This window comes from Mesorhizobium sp. P3_A2 (genome assembly GCF_056403115.1).
Genome location: NZ_JBFUGC010000003.1, coordinates 179,337 through 193,759, shown reverse-complemented (window position 1 = coordinate 193,759; position 14,423 = coordinate 179,337). Strand labels below are relative to the sequence as shown.

Below are 14,423 nucleotides of genomic sequence, written 5' to 3'. Positions count from 1 at the left end.
GCTGCGGGACACGGGGGATTCTATGAAAATACAGCGTATAGTAGCAGGTGCTTTATTGTGCCTGATTGTAACAGCCTGCCAGACCACGCCAAGTGGCCCCCTCGCGCCAAACGACTTCACTTTCAACGCCCCGCGAGCAAAAACCAAGGAAGCAATCGTCGCCGCGTTTCTTCCAAGGAACTATCAGATTGTCAGAGACAGTGACTTGCAGTTGGTGATGGACCGCCCAGTCAACGACAATTTCGGCGCACAACTGCTTTTTGGATCTAAGTTCAATGGGGTGCCCAACGCTAGGGTGATGCTGACTTTCCTTGGCGACAACCCGACGAGCGTCAACGCTCGGCTGTTCATAGTGACCAATCCGGGCAGCGGATTCGAGCAACAGACGGATATTACCAACAATGCCGACGGCCGCGCGACTATCGCTAAATCCATGGCGACTGCTCAAGCAGCCCTGGCCGGCACAAAATAAAAATCTCATCCCCGCCCTTGCCATCCGCACGGCCATGTAGGAATATTATCCTCGTTGCGAACCCCTTCAACGGAGATCGCCAATGGCCAGAACCAAACCTTCTAAACAGCTTTCGCAGGACGAGATTGACCGCTCCCTCGTGGCAGCAGAGGCGCTGCACAAAAGCATCGTCGGCCCCCTCCTGGCGTACCACAGCGAGCACTACCAAGCGCTTCGCGAGGTCCACGGGCCGCTGTTGAAGTCGATCGAGACCATCACCGGCAAGAGAGCGCCGTTCATCCAGCCGAACATGACAGGGCCGGTGCGGCCGCAGGAGCCATCATCAGAAGACGTGGCCACACGCCCTCCGTTTGATACATTAGCAACCTCTTGACTAAGGCGCCGGCCGCACCAGAATCATCGGCATGGCTCGGGGTAATATCAAAGTAGGTGACCAGGTCGCCGTCACCGCCGTTGTGCGAGGTCGGGTGACACCCGATCGCATCAGCGTGACCATCCCTTCCTACGCCTTCCCGCATTCTGGTCGACCAGTGCGATGCTCGCCACCCTTTGGGAAGCCTCTAACAGGGATGCGTGCCCAGGCTGGGTCTTAGAAATCGCGCAAAGCCAGCATGCGGTAAGAGCGGGCATCGGCGCGCTGCCTGGCCTCGCGCAGGAAGGCGACATGGCAATAGGCGCAGGCCGCCAAGCCGAGGCCCAGGACAAGGCTGTTTTTCCAAGTGAAGTCGATCATCAGCGAAAGCCACAAGCCGTCCGACACCCTAAAATCGGCAATGGTGCTCGCCGTTTCCACATTGCTGCTCGCGGAGAGCATTTTCGCAGTGAAAAGCAAGGCGACGTGATTTGCGAGGAAGAAGCCGGCGCCGGACCTCTTCATCCGGCAGGCCGTCCAGCAGCCCACCGCCGCGGCGGCGATGATGAGAGCCTCGAGTAATATCGACCCGCCGAGATAGAAGCCCACCTGTTGCCAGAACATCGTCGAGAAGGGGCGCAGCTCTAACCAAATGCGCCACATGGCCGGGCTAGCCGGAAAGGACCCGAGAAGGAATGAAGCCGTGCGCTCGGCCGCCAGCAGCAGGAGCATCAATGCCGGGAAGGCAAAGAGCAGTATCGGCTTGCGCGTCATGACGTCCCCTCTATGGCCCGCTCAAGTTTAAGCGGTATTTCTTGCGGGAGGCTTAACGCTTTCAATCGGCTGAACTTGCTTTTCCAGCGGCCGTCGACAATAGTCTGCGCGCTCGTCCGGGGGGATTTGCATGCACCTAAGCAGTGAATTCAGACTGTCCACACTGGTCGCCGTCATCACCATCGGCTTTGCAGCGGTCGATATATGGTGGTCACAGACCTCGAAGATCTCCCTCGACCCGCAAAGCTGGATTGAGTTAGCCAAGATCATGGCGCTACTGTGCGTTCTGTTCTTCGGTATGAAGGCGATCGAGCGCCGCCTCATCTCCGATAAATCAAAACCTGGCAGAGCGATCAGTTATGCAGCGGAAAGCCTGCGCTGGATGACCATCAACGCCGCCTTATTCATTCCTCTCGGCTTCGCCTCTGTCTATTTCATGTACTTGGTAGCAGCTATAGATAAGCCGCTGATGGATGCGACGCTCGCTCATCTCGACGGAATGATGGGTTTCGGGTGGCTCTCGTTTCTGGCTCTGACAAACGCCCATCCGGCGATGGCTAAGTCTCTGGTCTTTGCCTACAACGCTCTCGGAACACAGGTCCCGTTGCTGTTTATCGTGCTAGGCCTCGTAGACCGGCTGCGCCTGACGGAGTTCATGGCCACGCTTGCCGTGTCATCGGCGCTGACCGGGATCGGCATGACCTTCGTGCCTGCGGCTGGGGCCTATGCCTATTTCCAGCCACCGGTTGCTGACTTCACCAACTTTACGCATGCCGGATTCGGTCACCTGAACGAGCTCATGAAAATCAGAGGCGGCGAGCCCATGAGCCTTCTGGTTACGCGGGCTGTAGGTCTTGTGACCTTTCCCTCCTACCACACTGCACTCGGCATTATCGTCACATACGCGCTTCGGAACAAACCGCTCTTCGCCTGGCCGGTTGGCGTCCTCAACGCTGTAATGCTCGTTTCGACCTTGCCCGAGGGCGGCCACCATCTCATCGACGTTATCGCAGGCGCGGCGATCGGCGCCGTTTCGTGCTGGGCGGTCTGGGCAACGCAAGCGATACAGAGCCAGAGACCTATCTGGGTCAACGTCAAGCGCTAGGCGGGTCACATAGAGCGATCGAGATTTGCGCGTTGACCCTGTTGGCGATTGCGATCTCTATCACCGCGGTCGTTGGCGCGCTGACTCGCGACGTCGAGCGGCATTCTCTACCGCAAAGAGAAAGCAACTGAACGGCACGTGTATCATTACTTCACCGGAACAGGGACATTCACTACGCCAAGGTATGCGGTAAATGGCTGCTCTCGATTCATCAGCATTGATCGGTAGGGACCGGCCATCGTGTCCAACCGCGGCCGGGTCGCGCTTCAGCCAAGTTCGCTGGCGCGCATGGATGGCAAATCGCCGGCTGATCTCACTGGAATGAGATACCCGCGATAAACACGGTGTCGCCGGAAGCCGCTGCCGTGAAATCTCGGGTGGTGTCGTTTTCCGTCGTCGCGATTGAGAAGAGGTTCAAGCACCCGTTCTGGTCGTTTATCTGGTCTGTCAGGTCACGGACGGGCGTGTCCACACCGCTCCAAGAGTACGAGTCGAGTTGGGGGAATGCTGTTCGTCCAGTGTCGACCATGATCAGGGCCAGGCCCGACGTCTTCACCTCCAAGTCGGCCAGAGTTTGAGGCGTGGTGCCTCCCGCCGTGGCAGTATCGACTGGCGTGCTGCTGACGGGGAACAGGCGGTAGGTCGCAATCGCGCAATTCTGGGTGCCAGCGTTGAAGGTTACGACGAAGTCAGCGGTAGTCCCCGTCGTTATCGTGAGATAGTAAATGCCGATGGTGGCCCCACCATTGGACCCGCTGGTAAGAGTAGGCCCCGCCGTCATGGCGTTGCCGTTGGCCGTGACGCTCGAAATGGTCCTGGGTGTCCCGATGCCTGAGGGGCGCGTCTGAATCGCCAAGGCAATGACGCGGCCCGCGCCAGCCGCACCTATGTTCTTGGCTGTGAAGGTGTATGTGGTGAGGTTGGAGTTATCGAGCGTATAGCCCTCGAAGCTGTATACCATCGGCGGCGCTGGTGGCGTAAAGATAAATGGGTTGAGTATCATCATGGCGTGGGTTTTCCTTTCCGGGGCAAGTCAGCGCCGGGGTTTCTATTTATCAACGACGTCTCCGGCTGACGAAATGGTCGCATCAATAACAAACGCTCCATCGGTGAAGGCTCGCTTGAAGATGATTTGCCCCGACCGCTCAAACATGGCGATTGAATACGGCTCGCAAACAGAGCGAGCAATTTCACGAACGCCAGCCGTTACATCCACGACTGCACCATCGATAATGTCATCGATATTGATCGTGTCGACTTCGGAGCTATCGAAGCCACCAGCCTCCATAAGAGCAACAAGAAAGTCAGACAGTTGCCTCTGTGTTCCGTCACCAGCAATAATGCGAAGGCGGCGAGGCTGACCGGAAATAACGACAACCGCGGTTTCGGTTTCGCCGTCATAGGCAAACCCTGTGACGGTGGCGTTGGCGCCAGTTAATGAGCGAGTGACACCGGTCTTTAGGTCGGTGAGATAGCTCGTACCGCCGATCGCGAAATAGAAATCCTCGGTCAGCCGCTGGAGGTCGGGCGCGCAAAGATCGCGGAGCCCGATGAGTTGAATCTGATATGGCACGGTCTTCGTAAATTCGACCGCGCCCGTCGAGCCATTGATGCGGCTGACCGTGGCGGCATCAGTCCAAACGACGAGGTCGCCGTCATCATCGTAAACGGCATATCTGAGATTATCCGGAAGGGTCGCCAGGACGCTGGTGCCCTTCACGGTGCCGCTAGACGTGAATGTCACCTTCACCAGATCGGCATCGGCACAAAGCCAGACGTCGACCTCGCCGCCCCGGTTCTCGCCTGGCGTCACGCACTGGACAGAGGTATAGCCGCCCCAGCCTTCGGCAGACGAATACGCCAGGGTCACGGCCGCACTGGTCATGTGCACCGAAAACAGGCCGACATCAGAACTGACGCCAACCAGTATCGCGGATGAGGAGAAATCGATCAGGCAACCGGGATCGCCCCCAATGCCAGACGATGACACAACGTCGTTGACCGTATCGACCGCCGCACCCGTCGAGCCATCGAGGAGAACGGCCTTCCATGCGCCGAAACCAGTGAAACTGCCCAGGTAAATCAGGCGATCAAGCGTCCGGCTGTAGCGAAACAGAGCGTAGTAGTTCAGGGCGTCGGCGGGGAGGTCTAGGCTAAAATACTGGCGAGCGGTGAAAATCGAATAGAGATAGGCATCCGCGTTGTCGAAGCCATAAAGCTTCCCCTGGTCCCACACAGGAACTATCTGCCCGAACGCGATCGAACCGCTAAAGGTTGTGAACGCATCGTAATCGTGCGTTGCTGCTCCGTCCTGAATCCACTCGGCTTCAAAAACTGGTGGGGCGCCAAGCCCGGCGATGTCGAAATCCGTGACCACGATATCGAGGTAACCCCTGTGGGCGGAGACGTTCGTTTCCCCCTCTTCCCTCACCATTGTGGGGTCGCGTAGCTGCGTGCTGCGGCCGTCATAAGCGCGGAATTTCAAGCCCTTTGCGCGATAGCCAGATGTCGCGTCGTAAATAGCCTTGCCGTTGGCATAGAGCTTGCGCATCGTCCAGGTCGAGTCCGGAACGAGCGGTCGCGCGAAGCGCAGGCGAGCCGACATCTTGGCCGTGGTCGACGTGATCGTGTCCCAGTACTCAACATGGGTTGACGTGACAGTCAGGATTGGCGGCACCCAAATGTAGGCGGCGGGAAGACGGCACTTGCCCCACACAACAGGGATCGTCTGGCCATATGCCGACGTCGGCAGTGTGGTCTGCACCTCTGGCACTTGCGGGACGGTTGGTGCCGATGTCGGTGTACCCCAGCCACCGTAACTCCCCAGACTGCGCGTACTCATGCTACGAACCAGCTCCGTTCAAGAAGGCCACGCCCGGCAGAAGATTCTCACCGCGGAAGTTGATTGAGTTGTTTGAAGTGAGAGCACGGCTATGCCCCTGAAAAGTCCACAGCGCCGCGCCATTGCGCCGCCAACGAAATTGCCATCCCAATCCGTTTGGGCACGCTCATCATATTGAACAAGAGCTCTAGTCGGTCGGTTAAGGACCAGCCTGCGTCTTGATAATTCTTATCCCCGTAAATCTGTGTCGCATGGAATTTGAAACCAGGCCTTAGCCCCACCGGAACAGCACCCAGCATTTCATGGGCGAGCGCCTCAGCCGACAACACGTGATCATCGGCACTAGCGATAATCCCAACCACCACGGTCACTGGTTCTTTAGCGGACGTCCCTGCCTCGTCCATGAAGATATAGCGCACGGGCTCCTCTCCAAAAAGGCCCTCCCAAAATCGCTTGAGACGAGCCGTTAGGTGAGTATCACCAGCACTTCTCCAGATCGATTTGGCCATCGTCGCGGTTATCGTTGTTGAGGACTAGCGGGCCGCGTGAGCCTTGGCGCTGGAAAATGAAAAAGTCCCCCTTTTTAGGGACGGCTTGGCCAACGCCCCATTGGCGGGACAGTCAAGGCCGCAGGTGGGGGAATGCGGCTCTCATCTACTCCAATCACAGCATATTTTCAGGGAGCGGTGGCCTCGCACTTTCCCTACGTCTTCTCGTCAGCCATAGGGTCCCAGAAAGTAGAAATGGCCGGTGCGGGGGGTTGCTTGGGCAAGCGAGGCGCACCGGCCATTGCGGGCTTGGATTTCGGGGTCCCCCGCACTGCCTAAGTTATAGGCAGATTAGAATTTACTCAATTACGACTGAAGTCCGTGGGACTTGGCCCGCTCTAAAAGCGGTTGTGCAACGGCCTCTCCTCGAAAATGACTGAGAGATCTATCTCATCATGAAACTGGGCATGAGGATCGAAAGCCAACCAAGACGCATGAGATCGAAGCTCTCGCAGGCGTGCGTTCTTCGCGAGTCGGGCCTGGTCTTGTTCCTCCTCAAACGGAGAAACAGAGTTCTCACGAGGGTTCATGCGCACTCCCGATTGGCGCCATACCCCAGTTCAACGATTGAGTTTTGATTTGGTTTCCTGTGGCCTGCCAGAGCGCGCTACCGCTGGCCGCGGTTCGCACCGCGTGAGGCCTGCGCGACTCCTGGCAACTTGCTGTGGCCTGCAGACAGCGCTTTTGCATCTCAGCCTGCTGCTGTGCCTCACGGCCAGTGGCAGACCTCGGGCAATTACGCCCCTCCAGTCTGCATCCATTAGCGCATGCTTGTATTTCTCTTGAAGCGGGAGCATGCTTGCAGACGGGCGGAGGAGGCCGCAGGATAACGGTGGAAAGGGGTAGTTCATGGAAACAGTTTGCTCCGTCCCCGACGGGATCTGTCTTCTGTCGGTTTTCGTCAGTGTCACGATGGCGTTTATCGCTATGGCGCCATTCGCAGCCACGCGCCTGCTGGTGTTGAGGATGCGCGAGCATTCGGTCGGATACCTTCAACCCGCCTGAATGTGTCGCAGCGTCCTTCCCGTCTGCTGCGAGCCACCTGAGCTCTGCCTTTGGCTCCCGGATCTCGTCGTCGGCATTGGCCCATGGCAGGCGAGTGATCGCCTTGCCGCTCGCGGCGTCGAAGTCGTAGTGCTTGCATTCGTTTTGGTGTTGAGGCCCTGACTTTTATTCAGCAGGTCATGGGTTCGAACCTCCCTCACGCTCGCCATTTCTACTCGCAAAATGACAAGACGAACCTCGCGCCTGCATCGGCCCAGAGCGCAGCTCCAACCTTGTCGCCACACGCGCCGCTGGCTAAACTGGACCTTCCCAGGGGAGGGTTCGAACATGGCACTTCAGCTTTCGGCGGATGCTGTAGCTCCTAAGGCGGCGACACCTCAGAAATATCTCTTCGGCCCGGTCGCCGATTTCCTCATGCTGGGCGGCAGCGCTTTTCTCATCCTGCCGGTGCTGTTTCTCGTTCCGCTCGAGTATGAGGGTCCGGTAGCCGCAACGATGGTTTTCGTGGCCTATCTCGTGAACTATCCCCACTTCGCCCACTCCTACCAGCTTTTCTATCGCAATTTCGGGCGCAAGGTATCCGGCAACGGCTACGACCGGAGCCTGCAACTCCGCTACATCTTTGCGGGCATTGTCGTGCCTCTGGCCATGACCGGGTTCTTTGCCTATGGCGCAGCGGCGGCGAACACGCGGCTGCTCGGCTACGCAACCAACGCCATGTTCTTTTTCGTCGGCTGGCACTACGTCAAGCAGGGCTACGGCATGCTGATGGTGGATGCGGTGCTCAAGCGTAAATTCTTCGACGACCGCGACAAGAAGGTGTTGCTGGTCAACTCCTACGCCGTGTGGATCCTCGCGTGGCTACAGACGAATACGGCGGTTACCCAGGGCAAATATTACGGCCTGGACTATTACACATTCGCCGCCCCTTCCTGGATTGCCGATATTGCCCTGCTGGCGGCCGTTGCGTCGACCGCGGCCACACTTTTGATGTTGGTCAATCGCTGGCGAAAGAACGGCGGCGGTCTGCCCTATAACGGGCTGGTGGCCTATGTCGCGTCGCTCTATCTCTGGATCCTGATTGCCAGAATAAACCCGCTCTGGCTGCTGATCGTGCCTGCGCTCCACTCGCTGCAGTATCTCGCCGTGGTTTGGCGCTACCAGACCAATGTCGAGCGTGACAGCTCCGATGCCGAAAGCGATCCGCAGCCGAAGGTCCTGTCCTTTCTCGGCCCCCTCTACAGGTTTCGGCTTCTCGGCTTTATCGTCGGCGGCACCGCCCTTGGCTATCTCGGTTTCTGGCTGATCCCGTCTGCGCTGACGGCTTTGATCCCCTATGACAGGCAAGTCCTGGGATCATCGCTGTTCTTCTTCATCGTGCTGATCTTCATCAACGTGCATCATTATTTTCTGGACAATGTGATGTGGCGCCGTGGCAATCCGGAGGTGTCGCGGTATCTGTTCCGCTAGCCGTCAGGAGCCGCCGAACACCAGCGAGACGTTGCCGCCGGCGTGGCGCTCGATGCGGCCGGCGAGGTCGAGTTCCAAAAGCACCATCGACACCTGCGCGGCATTAAGGCCGGTGTGGCGGATGATCTCGTCCACCGCCACCGGCGTTGGTCCGAGCACTTCGAGCACGCCGCTGCGCTCGTCTTCGCCGGGCGGCGGCGTTGCCGAAAAGTCGGGCGCCTTTTCCGAGGACGCCGCCCTGGGCGGCCGCGTGCCGGCCAAGGGCGCGATCGCACCGGAAACATCGGATGCCTCGGTGACCAGAGTGGCGCCGTCCTTGAGCAGGCCGTTTGAGCCGGCGCAGCGCGGATCGAGCGGTGAACCCGGCACGGCAAAGACCAGCCGGCCCATTTCGCCGGCCAGGCGCGCGCTGATCAGCGAGCCGGAGCGTTGCGCCGCTTCGATCACCACCAGCCCGAGCGCCGCGCCCGCGACGAGCCGGTTGCGGCGCGGAAAATCCTGCGCCCGCGGCTGCCAGCCGAACGGCATCTCCGAAATGACGGCGCCGCCACGTTCGGCGATGTCGTTGCATAGGCCGATATTTTCGGGCGGGTAGGGGACATCGAGCCCGCCGGCCAGCACCCCAATCGTGCCTGTCGAGAGACTGCCTTGGTGGGCCGCCGTGTCGATGCCGCGCGCCAGGCCGGAGACGATGGCGTAGCCGTCGCGGCCCAGATCCGCCGCCAGCATGCGCGCCATCTTGATGCCGGCGAGCGACGCGTTACGGGCGCCGACAATGGCGACCGCCGGCAGCCGGAACACCGCGGCTTCGCCCTTCATGGCGATCAGCGGCGGCGGGTTGTCCATGTTTTTCAGCATCGGCGGGTAGTCGGCCTCGCCGATGCCGACGAAGCGGGCGCCGTTCCCGCTGGCTGCTTCCAGTTCTGCTTCCGCCTCGGCGATGGAGGGAATGCGAACGATCTTTCTGGCGCCACCCGAAATCATCAGCTCGGGCAGTATCTCAAGCGCAGCCTCGGCCGAGCCGAAGCGGTTGATCAATTCGCGAAACGAGGCCGGGCCGACATTTTGCGTGCGGATCAGCCGCAGCCAGCTCAGCCGCTGCCGGTCGCTGAGGCGCGGCCCGGCGGCAGGCTTGCTCACCCCTTGGCTCCGATCTTGCCTTCAGTGCCGGCAAGCAGGCGCGAAATGTTGGCGCGGTGTTTTACAATGACGATCAGGCTCATCACCACGAACAGCCCGGCGACCTCAGGCGTGCTCAGGAAATACAGCGCAATCGGCACGATGACCGCTGCCGTCAGCGCCGCCAGCGACGAGTAGCGGAAGACGAAAGCCATCACCAGCCAGACGACGATGAAGATCAACGCCACATGCCAGCCGAGCGCGATCAGCACGCCGAGATAGGTCGCCACGCCCTTGCCGCCCTTGAAGCCAAGCCAGACCGGAAACAGATGGCCAAGGAAGGCACCAAGGCCTGCCCAGAGTCCAAGGCCGGCCCACGGTCCGAAGTCGTGCCCGTAATGGCGCGCGATCATAACCGCCGCCGTGCCCTTCAGCGCGTCGAGCACCAGCGTCGCGGCGGCCAGGCCCTTGTTGCCGGTGCGCAGCACATTGGTGGCGCCGATATTGCCGGAACCGATCTTGCGGACATCGCCGAGGCCGGCGGCGCGGGTAATCAGCAGGCCAAAGGGAATCGAGCCGAGGAGATAGCCGAACAGCAATGCCAGGATGACGTTGTAACTCATTGTTTCCCCCCGCATTTCCCTGGCAGCAAATCGACGTGCGATGGGCCGCGATCACTCTAGGCTGAAAACACTGTGCGGCCCGCCACGAGTGTTTGCAAGACCATGCCTTGCAGCCGCGCACCTTCGAAACAGGTGTTTTTCGAGCGCGAGCGGATACCGCTTTCGCTGACGATCCAGGGTTCTTCCAGATCGACGACTGCAAGATCAGCCGGAGCGCCCGGCTTCAGCGTGCCGCCCGGCAGGCCAAACAGTTTGGCCGGTGCCGTGGACAGCGTCTCGACCAGCCTGAGCAACTGCACATCGCCATTGTGGTAGAGCCGCAGTGCCGCGCCCAGCAGCGTCTCCAGCCCGATCGCGCCGGCAGCGGCATCGGCGAAGGGCAGGCGCTTGGTGTCGACATCCTGCGGGTCGTGCGAGGAGACGATGATGTCGATCGTACCGTCCTTGACCGCTTCGATCATCGCCAGCCGGTCCTCCTCGGCGCGCAGCGGCGGCGTCAGCCTGAAGAAGGTGCGGTATTCCCCGACATCGTTCTCGTTGAGTGACAGATTGTGGATCGCGACGCCTGCCGTGACATTGGCATGGTCGGCTTTCGCCCGCCTCACGGCCTGCGCAGCCATTTCCGTCGAGATCTTTGCCGCGTGGTAGGCGCCGCGTGTCAACCGCGCCAGCGCCAGGTCGCGCTCCAGCGGGATGGACTCGGCCTCGCGTGGAATGCCGGCTAGGCCGAGCCAGCTGGCATAGAGGCCTTCATTCATCACGCCTGCCGAGGCGAGATCGCCATCCTGCGTCTCATGCGCGATGACGCCGCCGAAGTCGCGGGCATAGGTGAGCGCCCGGCGCATCACCAGCGCGCTGGGTATGGTGTGGCGGCCGTCGGTGAAGGCAACCGCGCCGGCCTCGCGCAGCAGGCCGAACTCGGTCATTTCGCGACCGGCAAGGCCCTTGGTGATCGCCGCAGCCGGGAAGATATTGACGATTGCGGTGTCCCTGGCGGTGCGCAGCACGAATTCGACCAGCGCGACATTGTCGATCACCGGGTCGGTGTCGGGCATCATGACGACGGAGGTGACGCCGCCGGCCGCCGCCGCAACGCTTGCCGATGCAATCGTCTCGCGGTGTTCGCCACCGGGCTCGCCGATGAAGACGCGCGCATCGATCAGGCCGGGGATAATCGTCTTGCCGGCGCAGTCGACGACGGTGGCTCCCGCTGGCACCCCCTGGTTCAGGGCGGCTTTCCCGGCGGCAACGATCTTGCGGCCCTCGACGATGACGGTGCCGACTTCATCGATGCCCCGCGACGGGTCGACGATCCGGGCGCGCTCAAAGACCGTCGTGCTCATGCGCCACGGCCCTCTGCGTTGCGGCGGGGATCAAGCAGCGCTTCCATCACCGCCATGCGCACGGCGACACCCATTTCGACCTGTTCCTGGATGACACTTTGCGGGCCGTCAGCGATTTCGGACGCGATCTCGACGCCGCGGTTCATCGGTCCGGGATGCATGACCAGTGCGCCATCCTTGGCCGCCTTCAGCTTTTCCGCATCGAGGCCGAAATAGCGGAAATATTCGCGCACCGACGGCACGAAGGCGCCTTCCATGCGCTCACGCTGCAGGCGCAGCATCATCACCACGTCGGCGCCTTTCAGCCCTTCAGCCATCGAGCGCGAGACGATGACACCCATTTTCTCGATGCCGGACGGCAACAGCGTGGACGGCGCGACGACCCGCACCTGCGCGCCGAGCGCGTTCAAGAGCATGATGTTGGAGCGCGCCACGCGCGAATGCAGGATGTCGCCGCAGATCGCCACGATCAGCTTCGACAGCTGCCCCTTGGCGCGGCGGATGGTCAGCGCATCGAGCAGCGCCTGCGTCGGGTGCTCATGTGCGCCGTCGCCCGCATTGACCACCGAGCAGCCGACTTTCTGTGCCAGAAGCGCGGCGGCGCCCGCCGACTGGTGGCGGATGATGAGGATGTCAGGGCGCATGGCGTTCAGCGTCATCGCCGTGTCGATCAGCGTTTCGCCCTTCTTCACCGAAGAACTTGCCACCGACATGTTCATGACGTCGGCGCCAAGCCGTTTGCCGGCCAGCTCGAACGACGATTGCGTGCGGGTCGAGGCTTCGTAAAAGAGGTTGATCTGGGTACGGCCGCGCAGCGTCGAGGTCTTTTTCTCGGATTGCCGCGAAATGGCGACGGCGCGATCGGCCCGGTCGAGCAGAAGCTCGATATCGGCGGGGGAAAGATCGCGGATGCCCAGAAGATGGCGGTGGGGGTAGAGCGGCAGGGACGAAGCGTCGGTCATCTCAAGGCGCTGCTATAGGGGGGAGAATTCCTTGCCGCAAGCGCCAGCTTGGGATTGCGGCCTTTCTCCCCGGTATTTTCGTCGCGCGCTCCGGCAAGCTTGGGCTATATCTAGCCGATGGCTTCGGATTCGAAGCCTTCGTAACATAAGGACAGTGCGTGACCGACGACGTGACCAACCAGCCGCCGCCGCTGACGGGCGGCAACGCCTGGCGGGGCGATCCGTTGCTGATCCAGCTCGCCGAGCGCTTTTCCGATCCAGTGCGCAAGGATCTCGACGGGCTTGGCCGCTTCGTCCTGACGCAGGAAGCGCAAGAGCTGGCGCGTCTTGCCAATGTCGAGACACCAAAGCTCCGCACCCATGACCGCCAGGGCCGGCGCATCGACCAGGTCGAGTTCCATCCGGCCTATCATGCGCTGATGCGCCGTTCGGTCGCCGGCGGCCTGCATTCCTCGATCTGGGAAAACGGCGACAACGAAATCGGCCGCCGCCATCAGGTGCGCGCCGCGCGTTTCTATCTGACCGCCGAGCTCGAGACCGGGCATCTGTGCCCCATCACCATGACCAGCGCTTCGCTCGCCGCGTTGATGGCCAGCCCAAAGCTGTTTCGCGAATGGGCGCCGCGCGTGACGACGCGCAAATACGACCAGAGCCAGAAGCCGCCGGTCGAAAAGACCGGGCTGACGCTCGGCATGGGCATGACCGAAAAGCAGGGCGGCACCGACGTGCGCGCCAACACCACACGAGCCGAACGCGCCGGCAGCGGCTTTTATCGCCTCACCGGCCACAAATGGTTCATGTCGGCGCCCATGTCGGACGCTTTTCTCGTGCTTGGACAGGCGCCGGAAGGGCTTTCCTGCTTTCTCGTCCCGCGCATCCTCGGCGACGGTTCCGGCAACGGCTTCCGCTTCCAGCGGCTGAAGGACAAGCTCGGCAATCGCTCCAACGCCTCCTCGGAAGTGGAGTTCGTCAATGCCATCGGCGAGATGGTCGGCGAGCCCGGCGCCGGCGTGAAGACGATCATGGACATGGTCACCTTGACCCGGCTCGACTGCGCCGTCGCCTCGTCGGCGATCATGCGCGCCGGCTTGGCCGAAGCCGTCCATCACACCCGCCACCGACAGGTGTTCGGCTCGACGCTGATCGAACAGCCGCTGATGCAGCGTGTGCTGGCCGACATGGCGCTCGATGTTGCCGCCGCGACAGCGCTCTCGTTCCGGCTGGCGCGTTCTTTCGACGAGGCGGCCAGCGACCGCGGCGAGGCGGCCTTTGCCCGCGCCATGACGCCGGTGGTCAAATACTGGGTCTGCAAGATCGCGCCGCCGCTGCTCTACGAGGCGATGGAATGCCTCGGCGGCAATGGCTATGTCGAGGAAGCGCCGCTCGCCCGCTACTATCGCGAAGCCCCGGTCAACGCGATCTGGGAGGGCTCCGGCAATGTCATGGCGCTCGACGTGCTGCGCGTGCTTGGCCGCGCGCCCGGCCTGTTCGAGGAGGTGCTGGCCGGCATCGATCGCGATCTCGGCGCCGGCGGGCGCGGCACCATCGGCGTGTTGAAGGCGGCCATGCAGGTCGCCGGCACGGATGAGGGGTCGGCCCGCCTGCTCACCGAACAGCTGGCGCTGTCGGCGGCGGCGGCCGAATTGCGCCGGCTGGGGGCAGGGCGGATTGCCGATGCCTTCGTCGAGACGCGTCTCGCCGGCCAGTGGCGCAACACCTACGGCATGCTCGATTCACGCCATGACGCGCGCATGATCATCGACACGCTCTATCCGCCGGTCAACTGAGGCCGGCTGCACAGCCTATCA

Annotated in this window: 13 protein-coding genes; 5 read left to right on the top strand and 8 right to left on the bottom strand. The window is 61.4% G+C overall.

All coding sequences use genetic code 11. The annotated features are described in order from the left end of the window. The first annotated feature begins 22 nt into the window (after positions 1-22). Together AC1DXM_RS08420 and AC1DXM_RS08415 are read left to right on the top strand one after the other, a co-directional pair. The gene (locus tag AC1DXM_RS08420) at positions 23-472 is read left to right on the top strand and encodes a hypothetical protein (protein ID WP_477232643.1); all 450 of its coding nucleotides are present in this window, start codon (positions 23-25) and stop codon (positions 470-472) included. A gap of 82 nt (positions 473-554) precedes the next feature. Continuing rightward, positions 555-845 (top strand): hypothetical protein, encoded by a 291-nt coding sequence (locus tag AC1DXM_RS08415; RefSeq protein WP_477232642.1) that lies wholly within the window; start codon positions 555-557, stop codon positions 843-845. Between the two features lie 216 nt (positions 846-1,061). Here the strand turns inward: AC1DXM_RS08415 and AC1DXM_RS08410 are convergent, their stop codons facing one another. After that, a complete protein-coding gene (locus AC1DXM_RS08410) occupies positions 1,062-1,598 on the bottom strand; it encodes a hypothetical protein (RefSeq protein WP_477232641.1) in 537 nt (178 codons plus the stop codon). A gap of 130 nt (positions 1,599-1,728) precedes the next feature. On the opposite strand from AC1DXM_RS08410, the gene AC1DXM_RS08405 reads away from it, so the two are divergent. After that, the gene (locus AC1DXM_RS08405) at positions 1,729-2,703 is read left to right on the top strand and encodes a phosphatase PAP2 family protein (RefSeq protein ID WP_477232640.1); all 975 of its coding nucleotides are present in this window, start codon (positions 1,729-1,731) and stop codon (positions 2,701-2,703) included. 313 nt (positions 2,704-3,016) lie between these two features. On the opposite strand, the gene AC1DXM_RS08400 is transcribed toward AC1DXM_RS08405, so the two are convergent. From AC1DXM_RS08400 to AC1DXM_RS08390, 3 genes are all read right to left on the bottom strand, one after another. After that, on the bottom strand, positions 3,017-3,709 hold the full coding sequence (locus AC1DXM_RS08400) for a hypothetical protein (protein ID WP_477232639.1): 693 nt from the start codon (positions 3,707-3,709) through the stop codon (positions 3,017-3,019). A gap of 42 nt (positions 3,710-3,751) precedes the next feature. Continuing rightward, on the bottom strand, positions 3,752-5,545 hold the full coding sequence (locus tag AC1DXM_RS08395; protein WP_477232638.1) for a hypothetical protein: 1,794 nt from the start codon (positions 5,543-5,545) through the stop codon (positions 3,752-3,754). Between the two features lie 89 nt (positions 5,546-5,634). Further along, complete coding sequence (locus AC1DXM_RS08390; protein ID WP_477232637.1) at positions 5,635-6,054, bottom strand: hypothetical protein; 420 nt, start codon at positions 6,052-6,054, stop codon at positions 5,635-5,637. 1,371 nt (positions 6,055-7,425) lie between these two features. Here AC1DXM_RS08390 and AC1DXM_RS08385 point away from each other — a divergent pair. Further along, positions 7,426-8,568 (top strand): hypothetical protein, encoded by a 1,143-nt coding sequence (locus AC1DXM_RS08385; protein WP_477232636.1) that lies wholly within the window; start codon positions 7,426-7,428, stop codon positions 8,566-8,568. A gap of 3 nt (positions 8,569-8,571) precedes the next feature. Here the strand turns inward: AC1DXM_RS08385 and dprA are convergent, their stop codons facing one another. The 4 genes from dprA to AC1DXM_RS08365 are packed head-to-tail and all read right to left on the bottom strand — an operon-like array spanning position 8,572 to position 12,615. Further along, positions 8,572-9,708, bottom strand: a complete 1,137-nt coding sequence (gene dprA, locus AC1DXM_RS08380) for a DNA-processing protein DprA (protein ID WP_477232635.1) — start codon at positions 9,706-9,708, stop codon at positions 8,572-8,574. Further along, positions 9,705-10,310: a glycerol-3-phosphate 1-O-acyltransferase PlsY gene (gene plsY / locus AC1DXM_RS08375; protein ID WP_477232634.1), complete on the bottom strand. Its 606-nt coding sequence runs from the start codon at positions 10,308-10,310 to the stop codon at positions 9,705-9,707. The genes dprA and plsY overlap by 4 nt, the downstream gene beginning before the upstream one ends. A 56-nt stretch (positions 10,311-10,366) precedes the next feature. Further along, positions 10,367-11,653 carry a dihydroorotase gene (locus tag AC1DXM_RS08370; RefSeq protein WP_477232633.1) on the bottom strand — a complete coding sequence of 429 codons (1,287 nt, stop codon included), beginning with the start codon at positions 11,651-11,653 and terminating at the stop codon, positions 10,367-10,369. Next, a complete protein-coding gene (locus AC1DXM_RS08365; protein ID WP_112561605.1) occupies positions 11,650-12,615 on the bottom strand; it encodes an aspartate carbamoyltransferase catalytic subunit in 966 nt (321 codons plus the stop codon). Before AC1DXM_RS08365 ends, AC1DXM_RS08370 begins: the two co-directional genes overlap by 4 nt. Before the next feature lie 158 nt (positions 12,616-12,773). On the opposite strand from AC1DXM_RS08365, the gene AC1DXM_RS08360 reads away from it, so the two are divergent. Continuing rightward, positions 12,774-14,402, top strand: a complete 1,629-nt coding sequence (locus AC1DXM_RS08360) for a DNA alkylation response protein (protein ID WP_477232632.1) — start codon at positions 12,774-12,776, stop codon at positions 14,400-14,402. Positions 14,403-14,423: the final 21 nt, after the last annotated feature.